Origin of the sequence: Rhodococcus opacus (assembly GCF_012396235.1) — a bacterium.
Classification (GTDB): Bacteria; Actinomycetota; Actinomycetes; order Mycobacteriales; family Mycobacteriaceae; genus Rhodococcus_F; species Rhodococcus_F opacus.
This window is the reverse complement of record NZ_JAAXPA010000031.1, coordinates 75225-100418: the sequence shown is the minus strand read 5'-3', so window position 1 is coordinate 100418 and position 25194 is coordinate 75225. Positions and strand designations below refer to the sequence as shown.

Below are 25194 nucleotides of genomic sequence, written 5' to 3'. Positions count from 1 at the left end.
AATATCCTCTGCGGATGACCTCTGCGCCTTACGGTTCCTGGCCCTCTCCGATCGCGGCGGCGGATCTCGCCTCCAGCGGCCACCCCGTCGAGGGCGGCCGGTACGTGGGCGACGACGTGTGGTGGTCGGAACTGCGGCCCAGCGAAGGCGGGCGGGTCGCGGTGCGGCGCCTCGGTCTGGACGACGAACCCGAAGATGTCCTGCCCGCACCATGGAACGCCCGCACCCGCGTTCACGAGTACGGCGGCGGCGCCTGGACCGTCACCGACGCCGGCCGCCTGGTGTTCGCCGAGTTCAGCGATCAGCGTCTGTACCTGCTCGAAGGCGGGACACCGGTGCCGCTGACACCGGAGCCGCCGCAGCCCTGCTCGCTGCGGTACGGCGACCTGTCGGTGATCGACGGCGAGGTGTGGGCCGTCCGCGAGACGCACGACACGGACGGCGGCGTCTCCCGCGACATCTGCGTGATTCCGCTGGACGGGTCGGCGGCGAACGACCCGCATAGGGTGCGGTCCGTCGTCGCCGGCTCCGACTTCCTGGCCAATCCGCGGCTGTCCCCGGATCGCAGGCACCTCGCCTGGATCGCGTGGGATCACCCGCAGATGCCGTGGGACGGCACCGAGCTCAGGGTCGTGGCGGTCGAGGGCGGCCGCGTGACAGGGAAGGTGCGGACACTTCTCGGCGGTCCCGAGGAATCGGTGCTGCAACCGGAATGGGTCGGTCCCACCGACCTGTACACGATCAGCGACCGCAGCGGCTGGTGGAATCTCTACCGCGTCGGCATCGACGATCCCGACCCGGTCGCGTTGTGCCCGATGGACGCCGACTTCGGCGGCGCGCTGTGGATGCTCGGCGGCCGCTGGCACACCCGCCGCGACGACGGCACGCTCCTGACCGTGCGGACATTCGGAACCGACACCCTCGCCGTCCTCGATCCCGCGACCGGTTCGCTCGTGGACATCCCGCTGGACGGGCTCACCAGCGTCGGCCTCGGGGACCGCAACGGCAACCGGATCCTGCTGCTCACCGGCGGCGCCCAGACCCCGTCGGGCCTGCGCGAACTCGACCTCGACACGGGTGCACTCCGCACCGTCCGGTTGTCCGTCACCGAACTTCCCGAGGCGGCATATCTGCCCGAGGCCCGGCAGTTGACGTTCCAGGGCGCCGAACGCGAAGTCCACGTGATCGCCTACCCGCCGCGTCACCCGCGGTACCGGGGCGAGGACGGGGAGTTGCCGCCGTATGTGGCGTTCGTGCACGGCGGACCGACGTCGCGGGTCGCGCCTTCGCTGAATCCCGTGTTCGCGTTCTTCACCAGCCGCGGCATCGGCGTCGTCGACGTGAATTACGGCGGTTCCACGGGATACGGTCGCGAGTATCGCAACCGGTTGCGGGGACAGTGGGGGGTCGTCGACGTCGAGGACGTGGTGACGGCGGTGACCGGCCTCGCCGAGGCGGGCATGGCGGACCCCGGCCGGCTGGCGATCGAGGGCGGATCCGCCGGCGGGTGGACCGTGCTCGCGGCGCTGACCACCTCGGACGTGTTCGCGTGCGGTGCGTCCTACTTCGGGGTGGCCGAACTGGACGGGTTCGTGAAGGAGACACACGACTTCGAGTCCCGATACATCGACGGGCTGATCGGCCCGCTGCCCGAGGCGGCCGACCTCTACGCCGAACGTGCCCCGCTGAACAACGTTGGCGGACTGAACTGCCCGGTTCTGCTCCTGCAGGGGCTCGACGATCCGATCGTGCCGCCGTCGCAGGCGGAACGGTTCCGGGATGCGCTCGTGGAGAAGGGCATCCCGCACGCCTACCTCGAGTACGAGGGGGAGTCGCACGGATTCCGGAAGCTGGCCACCCTGATCAGTTCCCGCAACGCCGAACTGTCCTTCTACGGCCAGGTATTGGGATTCGAGCCACCGGATATTCCGCGACTCGAACTCTGGCGGCCGCCCAACGGCTGACTGTCCACCCGGAATCCGAAGGGTTTGATGCACAAAACAAACCAATTGTTGTGCTCTTCTCTGATCTCCGAGAATTAGAGACCGCGCGGTATCAACGGAGCGAGGTATCGCGTCGGCGGCTGGGCCGCGAGTAGCGTCGGAAAGAGGAGTCGATAACCGCAGCTGAGTGAAATGGGTGTTCCCCTTCGCGCGCTTCAGTGTCGATATATGGATTGCCGAGGGCCGAGGGTGTCATCGCTGGACGATTTCGATACGACTTCGGTCCTTTCGGAGACGGTGATGGCGAATGTTGCACGGCCCTCCGAGCTGTTCCCACTCTCCGCCGCTCAGCGTGGAATGTGGTTCGCCCAGCACCTGCTGGGCGACGTTCCGATCGTCATTGCTCAGTACGTCGAGGTCGGTATCGCTGATCTCGACATCGGCCTGCTCGCACGGATCGGACCCGCGGCACTCCGGGAACTCGGTACCGGACTGCTCCGAATCGTCGAGTGGGACGGTGAGCCGCTCCAGACGGTGGACGAGTCGCTCGGCTTCGAGATGACACATCTCGACTTCCGTTCCGACCCTGATCCGCGGGCTGCGGCTCTCGCGTGGATGCGCGCCGAATGCAGCAACCCGATCGATCTCCTCCATGATCGGCTGATCCGTTCGGCAATGTTGCGCGTCGCCGACGACTGCTACTTCTGGTACTCGCGAATTCACCACATCGCCCTCGACGGCTTCGGCGCCATGACGTTCATGAACCGTGCCGCGGAGCTGTACACCGCGGCGGTCGAGGGTCGCGCGCCGGCCGAGTTCACCGCGAGTGGATTGCGGGAGGTGGTCGAAGAAGAGGCGCGCTACCGCACCTCGAGCCGGTTCGAGACGGACCGCACGTACTGGGCGGAGCGCAGCCGCAATCTCCCACCGACGATCAGCCTCGCCGGGCGGGCGGCCGAGATCGGCGCGCAGTCGCTGGTGAGCAGCGCACCGCTGTCCGCTGCTACGACAGCCGCACTGCAAAGTCTGACCGGCCGGGAACCCGGGGCGACGTTCGCGACAGCCGCGGTGGCTGCCGTGTCTGCATTCTTTTGCCGCCTGACCGGCCAGGATGACGTGGTGTTGAGCTTGCCGGTCTCGGCACGCACCACCTCCCGGTTGCGCCGCTCGGGCGGCATGATCTCCAACGTCCTTCCGATCCGACTCTCGGTCGGGGAGGAAACGACCTCCGTCGACTTGATGAGATGTACGCAACTGGCGCTGACCGGAGCGCTACGTCACCAGAGGTACCGGCACGAGGACATACGACGTGATGCGGGCGTCCTGGGTGGGCGTCGCGGCTTTTTCGGTCCGTCGATCAACATCATGATGTTCCACGCCGAGATTCGGCTCGGGCCGTCGATCGGCCGGCTCCACGTGCTCACCACCGGTCCGGTGGAGGACCTCGCAGTGAACATCTATCCCGGTGTCGCAGGCGACGTTGCGCAGGTCGACTTCGAGGCCAACCCGAATCTGTACACCGAACAGGAGCTGCGCGGTCACCATGCCCGGTTCCTCGAATTCTTTTCCGCCTTCGCCGCGTCAGCCGCCACCGACCGCATCGCCGCTCTCGACGTGCTGCACGCCGACGAACGCGCGGATCTCGTGCCATGTCGCGGTCCGCAGACAGAGCCGGAGCGGCTCCTCCCCGACTTGCTGGCCGACGGCGTTGCCGCCGCACCGGACGCAGTCGCGATTCGGGCGTCGGGACGGGAGGTCACCTACCACGAGCTCGACCAGCGATCCAATCAACTGGCGCGACTACTGATCGAATCGGGGGCCGGACCGGAAACCTTCGTCGTGCTGAGTCTTCCCAGATCGGCGGAGTCACTCGTCGCGTTCTGGGCGGTCGCGAAGACCGGGGCCGCCTTCGTGCCTGTCGATCCGAAACTCCCACCCGAGCGAGTCGCGCACATGCTGTCCGATTCGGGGGCACTGGTGGGGCTCACGCTTCACGAACTGCGTGCAACACTGCCCGACGGAATTCACTGGCTGGTCCTCGACGACGACGAGTTGCGCGCACGCTGTGAACGACAGCCGAGCACCACGATCAACGACGTCGATCGCCGCGCCCCGCTGTCAATCCGTCACCCCGCGTACATGATCTACACATCGGGATCGACCGGGCTTCCGAAAGGGGTCGTCGTCACCCACAGCGGTCTGTCGAACTTCGCGGCCGGCGCCCGCCCGGAACTCGGCATTCACCACGAATCGCGGGTGTTACGGTTCTCGTCGGCCAGCTTCGATGCCTCGGTGTTCGAGATGATCCAGGCTTTCAGCGCCGGTGCCACGATGGTTGTCGCCCCGCCCGAGATGCATGGTGGAAGCGACCTCGTCGACCTGCTGAGCGAACAGCAGGTAACCCACATCATCACGGCTCCCACGGTGATGAACACAGTCGACCCGCGTGGGCTCGAACATCTCGAGGCGGTGGTGGTCGGCGGTGACGTGTGCACCCCCGACCTCGTGGAGCGGTTCGGGCAGGTGTGCCGCTTCACCAACAGTTACGGGCCGACCGAGACGACCATCATCATCACCGCAGGTGAGCCGCTGACGCCGGGCGAACCGATTACCATCGGCCGCCCGATCCAGGGTGCGAGCGTCGTGGTGCTCGACCGCAAGCTCCGCGCCGTGCCCGCCGGGGTGGTGGGTGAGCTCTACCTCGCCGGCCCCGGAATCGCACGCGGCTATCACCATCGGCACGGGCTGACGGCGAACCGATTCGTGGCCAACCCCTTCGGTGAGCCGGGGTCTCGGCTCTACCGCACCGGTGACGAGGTGCGCTGGGTGCGGTCGTCGCGAGGAACCGAGGTGGGGCACTGCACGCTCGAGTTCATCGGCCGGTCCGACACCCAGGTCAAGATCCGTGGCTTCCGCATCGAACTCGGCGAGATCGACTCGGCACTGCTCGCCCAGGACGGCGTCAACTTCGCCGCGACGGTGGTTCATCGGACGGCGGGCGGCACGACGGCGCTGGTCTCGTATGTGCGCCTCGACACCGGTTGCGAATTCGATCCGATCGCGATTGTCGAGGGCGTCGCCGAAATCGTGCCGTCCCACATGATCCCGTCGGCGGTGATGTGGCTCGAACACGTGCCGGTGACGGCCGCCGGCAAACTCGACCGAAGTGCACTGCCGCAACCACACTTCGGATCAGCTGAACACAAGTTCCGCGCCGCGTCGACACCGGCGGAGGAGCAGCTCTCGGGTCTCGTCGCCGAGGCACTCGGCCTCGACCGGGTGAGTGTGGACGACAGTCTCTTCGCGCTCGGCGGCGACAGCATCGTCGCGATGCAGATCGCTGCCCGAGCCAGGGAGTTCGGTCTCGCCTTCAGTGCGCGGGCCGTGTTCGAGCACAAGACGATCGCCGGAATCGCCGCGGTGGCGGTGCCGGTGGAGGCAGAATCGGCGGTCGTCCTCGAGGAACTCGATGGCGGCGGCGTCGGGCGTATCCCGCCGACGCCGATCATGTGCTCGATGATCGAGCGGGGCCGCTTCGACGACTTTTTCCAGGCGCTGTTGCTGACCTTGCCGTCTGATGTCGATCCGGATCGGTTGAGTGCGACGCTTGCGGCGGTGCTCGATCACCATGATGCTCTGCGTTCGAAGTTCGTCCCCGACGGCGACGGTGTGTGGGCATTCGAAACGACGGCCGTCGGTAGCGTGCCGGCCAGGGATCGGATTTCGAGGATCGTCACGGCGGCGGCACCCGGCAGCCGCGCGTTTACCGACGTAGTGAGCGTCGAGTGTGCGGCTGCTGCGGCGCGCCTGGACCCGGAAAACGGGGTCATGCTTCAACTGGTGTGGTGTGTCTCCGAATCCGAGGGTGCACGAGACCGACTGCTGGTTCTCGCGCATCATCTGGTGGTGGACGGTGTGTCGTGGCGCGTGTTGTTGCCGGACCTCGCGACGGCGTGGCTGCAGCTGGGCACGGGACAGACGCCGACGCCGGCCCCGGTGGGCACGTCGTTCCGCCGCTGGGCATATGGACTGCAGGACGCGGCAGATCGAGGAGCGCACAGAGGCGAGTTGCCCTATTGGCGAGAGGTTCTCAGCGGCCCTGACCCGCAGATCGGCACACGACCGATCGCGCCCGCGATCGACACGATGCGCACGACCGAGCGGGTACACATCGACGTGAGTCCCGCCGTGACCGATGCGGTGCTCGCTCGACTTCCCGATGTGTTCGGATGCGGCGTCAACGACGGACTCCTGTCGGCGCTGGCGATGGCGGTCGTGCAGTGGCGACACTCGCACGGGATCGACGAGCGTTCGGTGTTACTGACGTTGGAAGGTCATGGGCGCGAGGAGGAGGCGGTGGCCGGCGCGGATCTTGCACGTACCGTCGGTTGGTTCACCAGCGCCTTCCCGGTCCGGCTCGAACTGCCGGCCGTCGAACTCGGCGGGGCCTTCGAGGGTGGACATGCTGCCGGTGTCGTGATCAAGACCGTCAAGGAACAGCTCGTCGCGGTGCCTGCCCGTGGCGTCGGATTCGGATTGCTCCGGCATCTCGACGAGAGCGCGAGGTCGATTCTCGGGGGTCTTCCTGAGCCGCAGATCAGTTTCAACTACCTGGGCCGCATGGGCGTGCAACACCTCGGCGACTTGCAGGATCTCGGCTGGCTGCCGGACCCCGAGGCACCGGACCTGATCACAGCGAGCGGATCCGGCATGGCCGTGGCTGCGGTGATCGACATCAACGCGATGGTGGTCGACAGCCCCGAGGGACCCCGATTGACGGCATCGTTCGCGTATCCGACCGGGGTGATCCGCGACTCCGACGTCGCAGCCCTTGCGGATCTGTGGCGAAGCGCCCTCGACGGTCTTGCCGCGCACACGGTTCAGCCCGTCGCGGGTGGTCTGACACCGTCCGATTGCCAGCTGGTCACGGTGAGCCAGAGTCGGATCGAGCGTTGGGAACACTCGTACCCGGGGCTACGAGAGATCTGGTCGCTGTCCCCGTTGCAGTCCGGTCTGCTGTTCCACTCGACGCTGGCCGCCGATTCGCTGGACATCTACACCGCGCAACTGCGCATCGACCTCGAGGGCGCGGTCGACTCCGCGCGGTTGCGCCGTGCCGCCGCAGGCGTGCTCGCACACCACGCAACTCTGCGTGCCGCATTCGAGTACGACGATCACGGTATCCCGGCGCAGTTGGTTGTCGACAGGGTGGACGTGCCGTGGCGTGAGGTGGATCTGACCGGGTGCGGGTCGGCGGCGGGAGTGGAACTCGAGCGTCTCCTCGACGGCGACCGCGTCGCCCGATTCGACCTCGCCCGTCCTCCGCTGTTGCGCCTGCTGTTGATCCGCACCGCACCCGAGCGTCACGTGCTGGCACTGACCAACCACCACATCATCCTCGACGGATGGTCGATGCCACTGCTGGTGCGCGAGTTGCTGGTTCGCTATGCCGCGGACGACGCTCCCGCCCTTCCGGAGCCGCGGCCGTACAGCACCTACCTGGAATGGGTGGCGACACTCGACCGGGACGCGTCCTTACGCGCCTGGGAACGTGCGCTGGCGGGGCTCGACGAGCCGACACTGCTGGCGCCGCACGCGTCCTCGGAACAGCACGGCGTGCCGGGTGAGGTCGACATCGCACTGCCCGCGGCCCTGATCGGTGCGCTCGACACGGTGGTGACGCGCCATGGAGTCACCATGAACACCGTCGTCCAGGCGGCGTGGGGAATACTGCTGTCCCGGTTGCTCTCCCGTCGCGATGTGGTGTTCGGTGCCACCGTGTCGGGTCGGCCGCCGCAGCTGTCCGGTGTCGAGAGCATGCTGGGGCTTTTCATCAACACCGTGCCCGTGCGGGTGCGGATGGACCCGGACGAGACGTGCGCGCAGCTACTCACCCGCCTCCAGGGTGAGCAAGTTTCCCTGCTCGATCACCGTTACCTCGGACTGGGTGACATCCAGGCACGCATAGGTCTGGGCAACCTGTTCGACACGTTGTCGGTGTTCGAGTCGTACCCCGTCGACAAGTCCGGATTCGACGAGCACACCGACATCGCGGGAATGCGAGTGACCGCTCTCGATGCGCGTGACGCCACGCACTACCCGATCACCCTGCTGTCCATCCTCGAACCTCGACTGCGGCTGAGTCTGCGTTATCAGCACGGAATTTTCGATCGCGATACCGCCACGACACTCGCGGCGCGCGTGATCGGGATTCTCGAGACCATTGCGCGCGACACGGACACACCGGTCGGCGACGTCGACCTTTTCGTTCCGAAGGAACGGGAGCTGGTGGTCGACTCCTGGAATGCAACGGAACACCAGGTACCGCGCCTCACCCTCGCCGAGCTGTTCGACGCGCAGGTGGCCCACACGCCCGACGCCCCCGCCGTCGTGTTCGAGGGGACGGTGCTGACGTACGCAGAGTTCGACGCCCGCGCGAATCAGCTGGCGCGGTTCCTGATCAGCGGCGGTGTGGGCCCCGAATCGCTCGTGGGTGTAGCGGTGCGACGCTCGGTGGATATGCTGGTGGGAATCTACGCCGTGATCAAGGCCGGCGGCGCGTACGTCCCGATAGACCCGGACCAGCCGGCCGAGCGGATCGCGTACGTCGTGGCTACCGCCGGTCCAGTCGTCGTTCTCACCACCACCGCGGATCGCGTCGCGCTGCCCGCCGAGGTGCGGGCCCTCGACCTCGACACCCTCGATGTATCGGCGCTGTCCGATGACCCCATCCGGGATCGGGACCGGGTGGGGCCGTTGCATACCCGAAACCCTGCATATGTCATCTTCACCTCCGGCTCCACGGGCAGACCCAAGGGCGTGTCAGTGCCGCACGAGGGCATCGTCAACCGGCTGCTGTGGATGCAGCATCGGTACCCACTGAGCGACGACGACACGGTTCTCCAGAAGACCCCCGTGACGTTCGACGTGTCGGTGTGGGAGTTGTTCTGGCCGTTGCAGACCGGCGCGCGACTGGTGATCGCCGAGCCCGACGGGCACCGGGACCCCGCCTATCTCGAGCGGGTCATCCGCGCAGAATCTGTGACCACGGTGCATTTCGTGCCGTCGATGCTCGCCGTATTCCTGGCCGGAGCGCATGTCGTTGGGTGCAATTCGCTGCGCCGGGTGTTCACCAGTGGTGAGGCATTGCCGCCTGTGACGGCGGCGAATCTGCACCGGGTGAGCGGGGCGGAGCTGCACAACCTGTACGGTCCCACCGAGGCAGCGGTGGACGTGACCTACTACGAGACCGGGCCGGACGAGACCACCGTGCCGATCGGAGCACCGGTCTGGAACACCCATACGTATGTGCTCGACGGACGCCTGCGTCCCGTCCCCGTCGGGGTGGCGGGGGAGTTGTATCTCGGCGGTGTCCAGCTCGCGCGCGGATACCAGGCCCGGTCCGATCTGACGGCGGAGAGGTTCGTAGCGAACCCCCTCGCGGCCGCGGGAACCGTGCGAGACGGCAGTCGGCTGTACCGCACCGGTGACCTTGTTCGGTGGCTGCCGACCGGGCAGCTCGAATACCTGGGCCGCACGGACTTCCAGGTCAAGCTTCGCGGCCAGCGCATCGAACTCGGCGAGATCGAGGCGGCGCTGCACGGGCACGCAGATGTTGCACAGGCGGTGGCACTGGCCCGCAACGACGGGTCCACCGGCGACTACCTCGCCGGATACGTGGTGCCTGCGCCCGGGAGGTCCCCGGACGTGCGCGCGCTCCTCGACGCTGCCGCAACGGTGCTTCCCCGGTACATGGTGCCGTCGGCGCTGGTCGTGCTCGCGGAACTGCCGTTGACTGCGAACGGCAAACTCGACCGCACGGCACTGCCGGTTCCCGAGTTCGCGAGTTCGGCGCAGTTCGTCCCGCCCGGCACCCTGACGGAGTGCGTCCTCGCGGAGATTCTCGCGGACGTACTCGGCGCCTCGCGGATCGGTATGTCGGACAATTTCTTCGACCTCGGGGGTAACTCCCTCATCGCGACCCGTGTGGTCGCCCGGATCAACAATGAGCTCGGCACCGGGTTGACCGTGCGGTCGCTGTTCGAGTCGCCCACCGTCGGGGTTCTGGCTACCGTCGTCGACCGGATGCACGCCGGTGCAGGACCGCGCCCCGCGCTCGTGTCCGGCCCGAGGCCCGACAGGCTCCCCCTGTCCCTGGCTCAGACCCGAGTGTGGTTCCTCAATCGGTTCGACCCCACGTCGAGTGCCTACAACGTGGCGGCGGCACTGCGGCTGTCCGGCCCCCTCGACGTCGGCGCACTCCGCCGGGCCGCCGCGGACATCCTGGAACGGCACGAATCGCTGCGGACGATGTTTCCCGAATCCCCTGACGGCCCGTCTCAGCTCGTGCTGCCGGTCGATCACGCCGCGACCGGCGATCTGATCGACGTTGCGCCCGACGTCGTCCCGGCCGCTGCTCTGGATACACGGATCCGGGAGGCAATGGCACACGGATTCGACGTGACCACGCAAATCCCGATCGCTCTGACATTGGTGCGGTGCGAGGCTCCTGACGAACACGTGTTGGTGATGGTCGTGCACCACATCAGCATCGACGGCTGGTCGATCCAGGTACTCGCCCGCGATCTGGTGCACGCCTACTCCACGCGCACAGCCGGCGACGCGCCGTCGTGGACCCCGCTGCCGGTGCAGTATGCGGATTACACCCTGTGGCAACGAGGCTTTCTCGGCTCGGAGGACGATCCCACGTCGCTGATTTCGCAAGAGCTCGAGTACTGGGCGGATGCGCTCGCGGGTCTGCCGGACGTGCTGGCTCTGCCGCTCGACCGGCCACGTCCGGCGGTACGGTCGGGGGTGGGTGCAAGTGTCGATTTCGCGGTTCCGGTGGCGACGGTGGTGCGTCTCGCGGCGCTGGCACGTGAGCAGGGTGCGACCCCGTTCATGGTTGTGCATGCGGCGTTGGCGGTGCTGTTGGCGAAGTTGAGTGGGACATCGGATATCGCGATCGGGTCGCCGGTGGCGGGTCGTGGTGATGCGGCGTTGGACGATCTGGTGGGCATGTTCGTCAATACATTGGTATTGCGGGCCGATTGTGAGCCGAGTCAGTCGTTCACGGGGCTGGTGGGGCGGGTGCGCGATTCGGACCTCGAGGCGTTCGGCAGGGCTGATGTGCCGTTCGAGCAGTTGGTGGACAAACTGAATCCAGTGCGGTCGCAGTCCTTCTCGCCGCTGTTTCAGGTGCTGTTGGCGTTCCAGAATTTCGCGCCGTCGAGGGTGGAGCTTCCGGGTTTGACGGTGTCACCGGTGGAAGTGGAGTGGGAGGCCGCGCAGTTCGACCTCTCGATGGCTCTGAGTGAGGCGGCCGGGGGCGGGTATGCGGGGAGGCTGTCGTATGCGGCGGACATCTTCGATGCTCCGACGGTGTACGGGATCGCCGAGGGGTTCGTGCGGGTGCTCGACGCGGTCATCGAGAATCCGTCCGTCGCGGTGGGCGACGTCGACTTGCTGGGTCCGGCCGAGCGGCAACGGGTGCTCGCGGCTGCGGCCCCTGAGCCACTGCCTGTGCACGCACGGACGCTGCCGGAGATTCTGGCGGCCGGCGTCGCGTCGAACCCCGTGGGTGTTGCGTTGACCTGCGGTGGTGTGGAGATGTCGTATTCGGACCTCGACTCCCGATCGAACCGACTGGCCCGAGTGCTGATCTCTCGTGGTGTCGGTCCTGAAACATTTGTCGCGTTGGCCTTCGCTCGGTCCATCGAATCAGTGGTTGCGGTGTGGGCGGTCGCGAAGGCGGGCGGCGGGTTCGTGCCGGTCGATCCGAAACTGCCGGTGGAGCGGATCGAGTACATGTTGGCCGATTCAGGGGCCGTGATCGGTCTTACCAGCGCCGAGACCACGTCGCTGCCGGGAAAGGTTGCCTGGCTGGTACCCACCGCGGGTGAAGTGCAGGATCTGTGCGACGAGGTTTCGGCGGCACAGATCACAGACGGCGAGCGCGGTGCGCCGGTCGCGTTGTCCAATGCGGCCTACATGATCTACACGTCGGGTTCGACCGGGGTCCCGAAGGGTGTCGTTGTAACCCATGCCGGGCTGGCGTCGTTCTGTGCGGACGCCCGCCTCGAACTGGACTTGACCGGCGACTCGCGGGTGCTGAGGTTCTCGTCGTCGAGCTTCGATGCGTCGGTATTCGAGATGATCGCGGGGTTCAGTGCCGGCGCCACCTTGGTTGTCGCTCCACCCGAGATCATCGGTGGCGGCGAGCTCGCGGAGTTGCTGCGCGTCGAGCGGGTCACCCACATCATCACAGCGCCGGCGGCGCTGGGGATCGTCGACCCGGACGGGCTCGACGAACTCCAGGCCGTGGTCGTCGGAGGAGACGTCTGCCCGCCGGAGTTGGTCGCGAAGTTCGCACCCGCCTGTCGTTTCTTCAACAGTTACGGTCCCACAGAGACCACCATCATCATCTCCATGACCGAGCCGCTCGTGCCGGAGGAACGAATCACGATCGGCACCCCGATCGAGGGTGCCGGAGCTGTTGTCCTCGATGCAAGGCTGCATCCTTCTCCGGTCGGCGTGATCGGCGAGCTGTATCTGTCGGGCAGTGGGCTCGCCCGCGGCTACCATGCCCGCGGTGCACTCACGGCAGCTCGATTCGTGGCCAATCCCTTCAGGGGTTCCGGCGAACTGATGTACCGCACCGGCGATCTGGTGCGGTGGACGAAAGACGGACGACTGGACTTCGTCGGGCGAATCGACTCACAGGTGCAATTGCGGGGTCTGCGGATCGAACTCGGTGAGATCGAGGCAGCGCTCGGCAGGTGCGAAGGAGTCGCGCAGACCGTCGTGGTCTTGCGCCACGATCCCCACACCGGTGAACAACTGGTGGGATACGTCGTTCCCGATACCGAGGCTGCCCTGGACCCGGAGACCCTGCGCATCAGGGTGGGCGAGAGGCTGCCGACCTACATGGTGCCGTCGCAGGTGATGGTCGTCGACGCGTTGCCGTTGAATCCCAGTGGGAAGCTCGACCGACGGGCGTTGCCCGCGCCGTCGTTCGTCGTCCGGGAGTTTCGGGCGCCGACTACGCCGGTCGAGGAGGTCGTGGCGGGTATTTTCGCGGAGGTGCTGGGGCTCGAGCGGGTCGGTCTGGACGACGATTTCTTTGCGTTGGGCGGTAATTCGTTGGTTGCGACGCAGGTGGTGTCCCGGTTGGGTGCGGCGTTGGACACCCGTGTGCCGGTTCGGGTGATCTTCGAGGCGTCGACGGTGGCGGCGCTGGCGGTGCGGGCCGAGCAGCATGCCGGTGAAGGTGGGCGGCCGGCGTTGACCCGTCGGGTGCGGCCGGCGCGGATTCCGTTGTCGTTGGCGCAGCAGCGGATGTGGTTCCTCAACCAGTTCGACCCGGAGTCGGCGGCATACAACATTCCGCTTGTGGTCCGCCTGTCCGGTGAACTGGATGTGGCAGCGATACAGGCTTCGGTGCTCGACGTGTTCGCTCGGCACGAGGCCTTGCGGACGGTGTTCCCGGACTCGGCCCAGGGGCCGGCACAGCGCATCGTGCATGCGTCGAGAGTGTCGATGGACCTGACGCCGATTCCGGTCGCGGACGAGGAAGAGTTGCGGATGCGGGTGGCCGCATTGCTCACGGCGGGCTTCGAGGTCACGGAATCGGTGCCGGTGCGCGGGGCGCTGTACCGGATGTCGAAGTCCGAGCACGTCTTGGTGGTGGTGGTGCACCATATCTGCGCGGACGGTTTCTCGACCGCGCCGATGGGCCGAGACGTGTTGGTGGCATATGCCGCGCGGCACGCAGGGCACGAGCCGTCCTGGACGCCGTTGCCGGTGCAGTATGCGGATTACGCGTTGTGGCAGCGGGAGGTGCTGGGTTCGGAGGACGATCCGGGATCGTTGATGTCGCAGCAGATCGCGTACTGGTTGGATGCGTTGTCGGGGCTGCCCGATGCGCTGGCGTTACCTACCGACCGGCCACGCCCGGCGGTGCGGTCGGGCCTCGGTTCCAGCGTGGATTTCACCGTGCCGGCGGCAACGGTGGCGCGTCTCGTGTCGCTGGCGCGAGAGGCGGGTGCGACGCCGTTCATGGTGGTGCATGCGGCGTTAGCGGTGCTATTGGCGAGGCTGAGTGGGGCGACCGATATCGCGATCGGGTCGCCGATCGCGGGCCGTGGTGATGCGGCGTTGGACGATCTGGTGGGCATGTTCGTCAATACGTTGGTGTTGCGGGCGCAGTACCAGCCGGACGAATCGTTCGCGGAGCTACTGAGGCGGATGCGCGATGCCGATCTCGAGGCGTTCTCTCGGGCGGACGTTCCGTTCGAACGATTGGTGGAAAAGCTGAATCCGATTCGGTCTCAGTCGTTCTCTCCGTTGTTCCAGGTGATGTTGGCGTTTCAGAACTTCAGTCGGCCGGCGGTGGAGCTTCCGGGATTGACGGTCTCGCCGGTGGAGGTCGATCGGCAAGCGGTGCAGTTCGACCTGTCGATGACTGTGGGTGAGTCGGCAGATGGCGGGGGTGGATTCGTGGGAAGGCTGTCCTACGCGACGGATGTGTTCGACGGCGCGACGGTGCGCGAGATCGCGCGCAGGTTCGTGCGAATTCTCGAAGCGGTGGTGGATGATCCGATGATGCCGGTGGGCGACATCTCGATCGTCGAAGAGAACGAGCGGCGTCAGATGCTGCGCGAGTGGAACATCACGGGACGCGACGTCCCGGATGGACTGCTGCTCGACGGATTCGATGCGCAGGTGGCCCGAACACCGGACGCGGTGGCAATCGTGTACGACAACGAGTCGCTGTCGTATGCCGAGTTCTCTGCTCGGGTGAACCGATTGGCTCGAAGATTGATCGACGAGGGTGTAGGACCGGAGTCGTTGGTGGCATTGGGGATGCGCCGGTCGCTGGAGTTGGTGACAGGAATTTACGCGGTGCTCCGAGCGGGTGCTGCATTCGTGCCGTTGGACCCTGATCAACCCCCGGCACGCAACGACTACATCCTGGAAACCACGGGACCCGTCTGCGTCCTGTCCACCTCCCGAGACGGATTCGACACGTCCCGGAATCGAGTGCTGAACGTTGACGCCCTCGATTTGTCGGTGTATTCGTCCGAGCCGGTTGGGGAGTCCGAAGTCGTGACGCCCGCACGGCCGGAAAATCTGGCGTACGTGATCTTTACATCTGGATCGACCGGGCGGCCCAAAGGGGTTTCGGTCAGCCATCGCGCGATTGTCAACCAAATGTCCTGGTTGGCAGCCGAATACGAGCTCGGCGACTCCGATGTCGTGGTGCAGAAGACGCCGGTGACGTTCGACGTGTCGATGTGGGAATTACTGGTTCCGCTGGCCGTCGGTGCCCGGATGATCGTCGCGCGTCCAGACGGTCATCGGGATCCGGACTATCTGCTGTCACTGATGCAAGACTCCGGTGTTACCGTGGCCGCGTTCGTACCGTCGATGCTGGCGGCGCTCCTGGCCGATCCGGAGGCGTGTCTACCGGATTCGTTGCGGTGTGTTTTTGCCGGTGGGGAAGAATTGCCGGTGGAGTTGTCTGCGCGATGTGCGTCGCGGTCGAAGGCTCGTCTCGACAACAAGTACGGTCCCACGGAATATGCGGTCACTGCGACGTCCCACCGATGCGACGGACTCGAGCGGGAATCGGTCCCGATTGGTGAACCTGTTTGGAACACCACCGCACTGGTCTTGGATCGACGTCTCCACCCGGTGCCCATCGGGGTCGAAGGAGAGCTGTATCTGGCAGGAGTGCAGCTGTCTCGCGGCTATCATCGCCGCCAGCGGCTGACGGCGGAGCGATTCGTGGCCGATCCGTTCGGGGCAGCAGGGACGCGTCTCTATCGCACGGGGGACGTGGTCAAGTGGAACCCACGCGGACAGCTGATGTATCTGGGTCGGCTGGACTCTCAGGTGAAGGTGCGCGGGCTGCGTATCGAGCTCGGCGAGATCGAGACCGCGCTGGTGGCGCAGCAGACGATCGTGCAGGCCGCTGTGATCGTGCACGACGGCGAGTTCGGTCAGCAGCTGGTCGGGTACGTGGTCCCCACAGGGGGTCGGTTGATCGACGTGGAATCGGTCCGTGCCACGGCCGGCAGGTCGCTGCCCCAGTACATGGTGCCGGATGTGCTGATGGTGCTCGACGAATTGCCTCTGACCGCGAGCGGCAAGCTGGATCGGAACGCCTTGCCTGCCCCGGCGTTCACGAAGCGGGAGTTCCGGGGGCCGACGACGCGCGTCGAGCGAATCGTGACCTCGGCCTTCACCGACATTCTCGGTGTCGAACAGGTGGGGCTGGATGACGACTTCTTCGCGTTGGGCGGCAATTCCCTGGTCGCGCCCAGGATCGTCGCCCGACTGAAGCAAGACCTGAGTGCGGCAGTTCCGTTGCAGTGGCTGTTCACGGATCCCGCCGTCGAAGCATTGGCCGCTCGGATCGAGAACGGAGCCACGGGTCCGGTGGAGGAAGGGTTCGGGCCGCTGCTTCGGATCCGAGCGGACGGTGAAGAGGGAGCGCCGCTGTTTTGTATCCATCCCATCGTCGGACTGTCGTGGTGCTATTCGGGTCTGCGTCAGTACATCGAACCTGATCTGCCGATCTACGGCATCCAGAGTCCGTCGATTCTCGAGGACGGCTATCTTCCGGAGTCTCTCGATGAACTTGCGGACCGGTACGTCCGTGAGATCCGCCAGATCCGACCATCCGGTCCGTACCGATTGCTCGGCTGGTCACTCGGCGGTGTCATCGCCCATGCGATGGCGGTCCAGATTCAGGCAGCCGGCGAGGGTGTGGAATTGCTGGCCATGATGGACAGCTTCGCCGGCGCGACGGCGGTCGAGGAAGGGTCGCCCACGGATGTCTCGGTGCGTGAGTTGCTGGGTGGGTTCGGTATCGAAGCGACAGCAGTCGAGCGCATCTCCGACCCGAGCCTCGGTGGTGTCGCGGTCGCGCTGGCCGAAATATCCGGGCACTCCGTAGAGCACACCGAGAAGGTCGTGAGGCGGCTCGTGTCGGCGGCGGACCGAAACTCGAGGTTGATGTCGGAGTACCGGCCTGCATGCTTCGACGGAGACATTGTGTTCTTCACCGCGGCGGCCGACGATGCCACCGGCGGGAGGGCGGCCCGCGGATGGGAGAACGCGGTCACGGGGGTAGTGCACAACCACGCCGTGCCTGTCACACATTGGCAGATGACGTCACCCGACGCTCTCGCCGTCGTCGGCCCGATCGTGAACCAGGCCCTGAGAGAGCAATCAACATCGTGAGCGAACAGGTCAGGCGAGTCGCCCGACGCTGAGCGTCAGCGCGCGAGCATGGCCTCGCAGGACCGCGCCGCGTGTGCGGCGACATGCCCTCGCCGCCGAGCACCCGCTCGAGCAGGACGACGGCCGTGTCCCGCAACTGCAGACCGCTGGTGCGCAGTCCCGACAACACCCGCAGTTCCCGGAACACGTGGGTGTCTGCGAGCAGCCGATCGGCAGCGCTGCCCAGGCTGCGGCTCGCCGACGACGGTGTGCGGGCCAGCGTGGCCTTCAGCGATCTGAGCGCCGAGTGTGCCTTCAGTTCGGTGCTGCGCTGACCGAACTGCAGATGCAGTGTGCGGCGAAGGTCCTCGAGACCACTGTGCGCCGTCAGCTCGTGGGCCAGTGCCGGCGCGTCGGTCGCGCCCGCGCGAATCAGCCTGACCGCGAACCGGATACCGAAGAGGCCGAAACAGTCGAGAAGGTCGCGTCGTTGCCGGGGCGACAGCAGGAGATCGGCGTCCTCGGTGGTGAACCGGCTGACCGAACGCACCATGGGAGGACGCTGCACCTTCCCTAGGGGCGCGCGAAGCCACGTACACAGGAACATCGCAGCAAGCACACAGCGGTCGGCACAGGAAGGCGGTCTAGCGTTTCGATCGGCAGGAAAGGCGCCTGCCGTCACCACGGAACGGAGATCACGACATGCGGACATCGATGGGGATCAGTATGGGTTCCGACTCGTTCGTGTCCGCGCAGATGCACGGTGAATCGCCGACGCACCGGGCGGACGACGGATTCACGGTGGTGCGGCACTCGGCCGACCTCGCGCTGTCGTCGAGCAGCGCACCCACCCTCGGCCCGCACCGCAGCGGACCGCTTCCTCAGGGCAGCATCGTGTTTCGTGACTTCATCGACAGGGTCGGCGATCCCGTTCCGGTGATCGGCGACGACGGGACCCGGACCCCGGCCGTGCAGCTGGTGACCACCGCGCTCGACTGCCTCATTCGTGGCCGCACCCCGGTGCCCGACCATGTGGTGGTCGCGGCTCCCGCAGCCTGGTCGGGATACGCCGTCGAGGAACTCGAGGACGAGATCCGACGATGGGGCCTCTTGCAGAATCGCACGGTCACGGTGATCCCCGAAACCACTGCTGCACTGACATGGATCTCCCGGGTCGAGAAACTCGACGAATTCTCGACACTGCTGCTGTGCGACGTCGGAGCCCATTCCCTCGACCTGACCCTGGCCACGAGGCGCGGCGCCGAATTCGGTGTGGTCCGATCGACGCGGAGCACCGACTTCAGCGGAGACCACGCCGACCGGCTGCTGATGGGACATGTGGTCGCGCTCGTCCAGAACGCGAACCCGGACTTCGACGTAGACGATCCTGCCCACCGCGGCGCGCTGACCGAACTCGCCGCCCGCTGCCGGAGTGCGAAAGAGCGGTTGTCGCAAGACACGTCTGCCGTGGTGACCGTCGCGCTTCCCGGCATCCGACGCCAGATACGCGTCATGCGTTCCGAATTCGAGGAAGTAATCCGCGGATCACTCACCGGCGCCGCGAACACGGTGGCCCGCGAACTCGAACGCCTCGACGAGACCGGCACCCCAGTCGACGCCGTCGTCCTCCTCGGCGGCGGAGCGGCGGTCCCGCTCGTGACGGAACTGCTCTCGACGGCCGTGAACGTCGCACTCGTCGCGTCACCCGAGCCGGCGACCGCGTCCGCCCGCGGTGCGGCGGCCATCGCCGAGCGGGCATCGCTACAACAGTCGGGTTCCCGGGTGATGTCGGCACCGGGACCGCGGGTGAAACCACCGGCGGCGCCACGACCGATCGTGGCGGCAGCGTCGCGCGTGCTGCCCCCGTCCGCATCGGCCGAGGCGCCGACCCGACGCGTCGCGCCGACCAGTGTGCCGGTGAGGAAGACACAGAAGTCCGGTATCCGGGGATGGATGGTTGCGGCAAGCGCCGCCGCGCTCGTCCTCCTCGGCGCAGGAGCGGCGGCAACCCTACTGGTCGGCCGGGACGACACGCCCTCGGCAACGACCACCACAACCTCGTCCGTCGAACAGGCATCGTCCGCCGACGAGACTGCGCAGGACGACACTTCACAGGACGGCACCGTGCAGGAATACACCGTGCAGAACCCGGCACCCGCCCAGCCGATGGGCGGCGGAACGCCGGGCCGCGGCGGAGCCGGACCACGGTAGGTCAGATCTCGGTGAGAGCGCCAGCCGACAGTGAGGCGTAGATGAGCATGAACACGAACAACATCCAGCCCGCTCCCTGCCAGACCTGCCACCGGCCACCGGCCCGCCAGACCCGGTAGGTCTGCACGAAAGCTCCGACCCCGCCCACGAGCAGCAACGCGGGTGGGCCGAAGACAAGGACGTACTTTTCTCCGCGGGCACACTCCATCATCGACTCGGCGCAGTCACCGGACCCGATCGACATCCACGCGACCGAGAGGAGCGCAACGACCACTGCACCGCCCATGACCGCCACCGTGTACGTGGCGGCGCGGCGAAAAGTGAGATCGGCGCCCGAAGTCATCATGTCGGAGGTTACGCCGTGCGCAACGCGGGCCGTCACGGAAAACAGCGGCGCCCCCACCGTGATCGGTGGGGGCGCTGCTGTTCACTGCTGTCGGCTAGCTCTTCCGGCCAGGTGCCTTCGCGCCTGCCTTGAAACCGAGTCCGCCAGGCTTGGCCGGTGGCGGAGCCTTCACCGTTTCCGGTGCCTTGCCGTTGGATCCGTCGCCGTTCGACTCCTCGACCTTCGGAGCCGCGGTCTCGGTTGCCTCGGCCTTCGGTGCTTCAGCTGCGGGAGCCTCGGCCGCGGGTGCTTCGGCCTTCGGAGCTGCGGCCTTGGGGGCCGCGGCCTTGTGAGCTCCGGGAGCCTTGGCGCCGCTCTTGAAGCCGAGCCCACCGGCCTTCGCCACCGGGGGAGCCTTCGGCGCCTCGGCAGCGGGGGCCTCCGAAGCGGAGGACGTGTCGGCGACCTGCGGTTCGAAAGCCTGGGGCTCGGCAGCCTGGGGTTCGGCGATTGCCGGCTCGGCGGGAGCGTCCGCGGGAGCGGCCTTCGCGCCGGGAGCCTTCGCCTTGCCCTTCATCTGCAGACCCTTGCCCGGTGCCTTGGCGCTGGACGCGAGTCCGAGTCCCTTCTGCTTCGCCGCGGGGGCGTCCTGAGCAGGGGTTTCCGCTGCGGGAGCCTCTGTCGCCGGTGCTTCGGCAGCCGGAGCGGCGGCCTTCGCGCCGGGAGCCTTGGCGGCACCCTTCATCTGCAGACCCTTGCCGCCCGGTGCCTTCGCGCCGCCGGCGAGTCCGAGGCCCTTGGGCTTGGGTGCCTCCGCTGCGGGCGCCTCCGTACCGGCAGCCTCGGCCGTAGCAGGAGCAGCCTTCTTGGCGCCGGGTGCCTTCGCCCCGCCTGCCATGCCGAGCCCCTTGCCGGGTGCCTTGGCGCCGGGTGCCTTCGCCCCGGGTGCCTTGGCCAGGCCCTTCATCGCCAGGCCCTTGCCCGCGGGAGCTTCCGTGGCGGCCGGCGTTGCAGCGGCCTCCTCGACCTCCTCGACGCGCTCCTTCTCCACCACCTCGGCCTTGGCCTCGGCTGCTGCCGGCGATCCTGCCGGCTCGGCCGGCTTCTCGCGGGGGATGACCGTGATGTTCTCGCTCAGCTTCTCGGGCTCGAGACGCGTGATGGACGAGAGCATCAGCTGGGCGACGTCGACGACCTCGACACCCTCGCCCTGACCGGACTCCTGGCGAGCCGTGACGCCGTCGGTGAGCATGACGCGGCAGAACGGGCAGCCGGTCGCGATCTTCTTCGGATCCGTGCTGAGCGCCTCGTCGACCCGGTCGATGTTGATGCGCTTGCCGATGTTCTCTTCCATCCACATGCGGGCACCACCGGCACCACAGCACATGGACCGTTCGCCGTGACGGGGCATTTCCTTCAGCTTCGCGCCGGAGGCTTCCATCAACTCGCGGGGTGCGTCGTAGACCTTGTTGTGGCGGCCGAGGAAGCAGGGGTCGTGGTAGGTGACGTCCTCACCGACGGACGCGACCGGAATCAGCTTCTTCTGGCGGACCAGGCGGTTGAGCAGCTGAGTGTGGTGAACGACCTCGTACTCGCCGCCGACCTCCGGGTACTCGTTGCCGAGCGCGTTGAAGCAGTGGGCGCAGGTGACGACGATCTTGCGCTTGCGCTGCTCGACGCCGTCGAAGACCGAGTTCAGCAACTCGATGTTCTGCATGGCGAGCTGCTGGAACAGGAATTCGTTACCTGCGCGGCGAGCGGAGTCACCGGTGCACGTCTCGTCGGCGCCGAGCACCATGAACTTCACGCCGGCGGTGGCGAGCAGCTCGGCGACGGCCTTGGTGGTCTTCTTGGCGCGGTCCTCGTAGGCGCCGGCGCAGCCGACCCAGAAGAGGTACTCGTAGTCCTCGAAGCTGTCTGCATCCTGGCCGAACACCGGGATCTCGAAGTCCATCTCATTGATCCAGTTGAGACGGTCCTTGGAGTTCTGACCCCAGGGGTTGCCCTTGTTCTCGAGGTTCTTGAACAGGCCGGCCAGCTCGGAGGGGAACTCCGACTCGATCAGCACCTGGTAGCGGCGCATGTCGATGATGTGGTCGACGTGCTCGATGTCGACGGGGCACTGCTCGACACACGCGCCACAGTTGGTGCAGCTCCACAGCGTCTCGGCGTCGATGACCGGAGCCAGCTCGCCTTCGACGGTGTCGCCGACCAGCTTGCGCTCGGCCTCCTGGCGTGCAGCCTCGGGGATCGCAGCCAGCTTGGCCTCGTCCACGGCGCCGTCACCGTTCACCAGGCCTACCTCGTCGCCGCCCATGTCCTTGCGGCCACCGGCCAGCAGATACGGGGCCTTCGCATAACCGTGGTCGCGCAGCGACGTGATCAGCAGCTTCGGCGACAGCGGCTTGCCGGTGTTCCACGCGGGACACTGCGACTGGCAGCGCCCGCACTCGGTGCAGGTGGTGAAGTCCAGCCAGCCCTTCCAGGAGAAGTCCTCGATGTTGCCGGCGCCGAACGTGTCGGTATCCGGATCGGCGTCCTCCATGTTGATGGGCTTGCCGCCCGACATCATGGGCTTGGCCGCACCGAGGGCGACGTCGCCGTCGTCCTCACGCTTGAAGTAGATGTTCGCGAACGCCGCGAACCGGTGCCAGGCGACACCCCAGGTGATGTTGCGGCCGACGACGTAGAGCCAGATCATGCCCGACATCAGCTTGACGAAGGCGAAGAACGCGACCATGTTCGGGCTCGCGGGCAGCAGCTTCGCGAGGTTCATCGTGAAGAAGTCGGTCCACGGGTTGGCGTGGCCGTAGGTGGCGATCTTGCCGGCCTTCACGAAGATCATGCCCAGGCCCTCGATGAGGACGACGGCCTCGACGAAGTACGCGGCCTTGAAGTCGGAACCACTGAAACGGGACAGCCGGGCGGGCACGCGGGGGTGGTTGAGCTGGCGGATCACGATCAGTGTGGTGATACCGATGACCGTGCCGAGACCCAGGATCTCGTCGATGAAGTGGTAGACGGCGGTGTTGCCGACCAGCGGCCAGTGGAACGCCGGGTCGAACGTCTGCCCGTACGCCTCGAACCACACGATGGCTCCGAGCATGAAGCCGACCATGACCAGCCAGTGAGCCCAGCCGACGGTGCGGAACTTGCTCATGCGGGTGTGCGCGATGAACTCGACGCACATCTGCTTGAAGCGCGGGAAGAAGGGGCGCCATCGGTCCGGGGCCGACTGGCCGATCCGGACGACGTTGACCATCTTCAATGCGCCAGTGATGAAGGAGAACCAACATACGAGGCTCAGCAGCACGCCGATGGTGCCCAACGTGATCGTCAGGGCATTCATGTCGCGGCCTTTCGTTTCAGGGCGGCAGGGCGGCCACCTCGGGACTGCTCGTGATCCTAACGCTTGCTAAGTTACCGGCTAGTAACTTAATTAGTCTACCTGTGGGTAACATACCGGTGTTCGGCGGGATCTCTGCAGCTCGGGCGCCGATAGGGCATGTGGTGCATGCCACAATCGGACTTTCTGTTCGTCACGTTAAAGGGTCGGAATTGCGGCGCTCACCCAAGGTCGCCCTAACTTCGGCCGGCAGCCGCCGGAGGCCGTCCGAGCGGCTTCGTGAGAGGGCTTCAGGGGTCGTTTTCGTCACGAATTCGACGCGGTTGCATTGCGGCCGGATAACGATGGGCAAATATTCCGCGCACTCACGTCCGTCCTGTCGATAACCACGCCGAGTGACGTAATTCATCTCGTGTAATTCGCGCGAATTACACCCGCTCGATTTGCTACCGATCGGTAACTTGCGGGCGCGATGAATTTTTCGTCAATGAACATTTCGGCCGTGATTCCGCTGTTACTCTGAGCGTGTTTTCCGGCCCTGGCCAGCGGCCGCACGGGGGGCCGTGCAGTGCACTTCGATCACACCAGTACTTCGTCGGGACGCTCCTGAAATGAGGCATCAATGATCGTGAGAAAAGCTGCAGTGACGGCAGGCATGGCGGTGGCCGCCATGGGTCTTGCTGCCGGAGTGTCGCATGCGGGGCCAGTGGCAGCACCCGCTCCTGCGGCGCCCGTCCCGGCAACGGCGGCGCCCGCGGTTCCTTCGCTGCCGTTCCACGACGTCGCGTCCCGCGAGGAGAATGACAGGGCGTTCGGCCAGTTCGGTGCGCAGGTCGGCATTGCCGTCACGGTCGGAAGCCTGGTCGGAACGATTGCCGGGGCCGGAATCGGCTGTATCGCAACACTTCCCGCTGGCTGCGTCGCCGGACTGGTGACTGGGGCCGGTATCGGCGGGGTCGTCGGAACCATCGTCGCCGGTGGCCCCACCCTCGGCGTTAGTGCGTACCAGCTGTGGGAGACGTACAACGCCGCTCCGGGGACGTCGATCTATGCGGACAGAGACGAGTAGAGCGCCACGCCTCGGCGCCCGGCCCCGTCGTGTCCCGCACGGCGGGGCCGAGTCGTGCGTGGGGGCCGCCGGGAAGAAACCGACCGGTTCCCCGCTTTGTGTAGGAATAACTACATCCCTGACTGGTGCAATTCTTGAAATTCGATCCCGCTGCAGTTCTGAGCGCAGTTTTTCATAGCCCTGCGCAGACTATTTCCGGAGCGCCATTTCCTCGAGTCGAGACTCAATTGGGATCTGTCAGACCCACAAGTTACTGTTTAGCAACGGATGGGGTTGAAACCTTAAGGGGATGGAATGAAGTTGCGTCGTTTCGTTACGACTTCGGCACTTTTGGTGGGTGTGCTCGCGACTGGGTCCGGGGTGGCGGTCGCGGAACCCGTCGCCGAGCCCGGCACCGAAATCGGATACGAGTCCCACATCGAAGACCGCACGGTCGTGACCACGATCGACGCCGGCGCCTTCGCGCTTGCATCGGACGGGAAGTCCGTCGCGATCAAGGATGCGGGTGGGGCAACTGTCGTTTCCCTCCCGCTCGCGTACCGGTTCGACGGATTGCAGTTCCCGTTCGAGGAAGAGATCACCGAAGACGGAAAGACCCTGCGCCTGACGCCGAGCGTCGACAAGGCCGAGGCGATGCCGATTTCGCCCGAGGATCGGATCACGCCCATCGCGCTGCACGACGTGGCGTCGATCGACGAGAACACCCGGGCCCAGTCGGCATTCCAGCAGCAGCTCGGCATCGCGATGACGGTCGGCAGTCTCGGCGGCACCATCGTGGGCGGAATCCTGGGATTCGCCGTCGGCTGCGTGGTCGGGACGCCGGTCGCGGTCTTCGGATGCCTGCCGTTCGGTGTGACGGGCGCGGGAATCGGTGCCCTTCTCGGCACGATCGTGGTGGGCGGCCCCACGCTGGCCATCGCCGGTATCGACCTGATCAACACGCTGAACGCACCGCCCGGCACCACGAAGTGGGTGAAGTAGCCGCACCCCGCAGTACCTCAGACGCCGCCCGTCTCCCTTCGGAGGCGGGCGGTTCGTCGTTGTGTGACCTCGCGACCGTGAACCTCGTCAC

The 25194-nt window shown here is 66.3% G+C and carries 8 protein-coding genes; 5 read left to right on the top strand and 3 right to left on the bottom strand.

Going from position 1 to position 25194, the window contains the following annotated elements; translation table 11 throughout:
- Window positions 1-14: 14 nt before the first annotated feature.
- Together HGB39_RS31030 and HGB39_RS31025 are read left to right on the top strand one after the other, a co-directional pair.
- A complete protein-coding gene (locus tag HGB39_RS31030) occupies window positions 15-1964 on the top strand; it encodes a S9 family peptidase (RefSeq protein WP_064080121.1) in 1950 nt (649 codons plus the stop codon).
- A 207-nt stretch (window positions 1965-2171) separates the two neighbouring features.
- Complete coding sequence (locus tag HGB39_RS31025) at window positions 2172-17192, top strand: non-ribosomal peptide synthetase (RefSeq protein ID WP_081276485.1); 15021 nt, start codon at window positions 2172-2174, stop codon at window positions 17190-17192.
- On the opposite strand, the gene HGB39_RS31020 is transcribed toward HGB39_RS31025, so the two are convergent.
- Complete coding sequence (locus HGB39_RS31020) at window positions 17104-17724, bottom strand: hypothetical protein (RefSeq protein WP_240483108.1); 621 nt, start codon at window positions 17722-17724, stop codon at window positions 17104-17106. The two genes, HGB39_RS31025 and HGB39_RS31020, sit on opposite strands and share 89 nt — an antisense overlap.
- 173 nt (window positions 17725-17897) lie before the next feature.
- On the opposite strand from HGB39_RS31020, the gene HGB39_RS31015 reads away from it, so the two are divergent.
- Entirely contained in the window at window positions 17898-19382 is a 1485-nt protein-coding gene (locus HGB39_RS31015) for an Hsp70 family protein (protein ID WP_064080123.1), read from the top strand.
- Between the two features lies 1 nt (window position 19383).
- Here the strand turns inward: HGB39_RS31015 and HGB39_RS31010 are convergent, their stop codons facing one another.
- On the bottom strand, window positions 19384-19728 hold the full coding sequence (locus tag HGB39_RS31010; protein WP_063885194.1) for a hypothetical protein: 345 nt from the start codon (window positions 19726-19728) through the stop codon (window positions 19384-19386).
- 94 nt (window positions 19729-19822) lie between these two features.
- Window positions 19823-23056: a (Fe-S)-binding protein gene (locus HGB39_RS31005; RefSeq protein ID WP_005568709.1), complete on the bottom strand. Its 3234-nt coding sequence runs from the start codon at window positions 23054-23056 to the stop codon at window positions 19823-19825.
- A 619-nt stretch (window positions 23057-23675) separates the two neighbouring features.
- Between HGB39_RS31005 and HGB39_RS31000 the strand changes: the two genes are divergently transcribed.
- Both HGB39_RS31000 and HGB39_RS30995 read left to right on the top strand, forming a co-directional pair.
- Window positions 23676-24122: a hypothetical protein gene (locus HGB39_RS31000; protein WP_043794138.1), complete on the top strand. Its 447-nt coding sequence runs from the start codon at window positions 23676-23678 to the stop codon at window positions 24120-24122.
- A 294-nt stretch (window positions 24123-24416) separates the two neighbouring features.
- A complete protein-coding gene (locus HGB39_RS30995; RefSeq protein WP_043794134.1) occupies window positions 24417-25103 on the top strand; it encodes a DUF8020 domain-containing protein in 687 nt (228 codons plus the stop codon).
- Window positions 25104-25194: the final 91 nt, after the last annotated feature.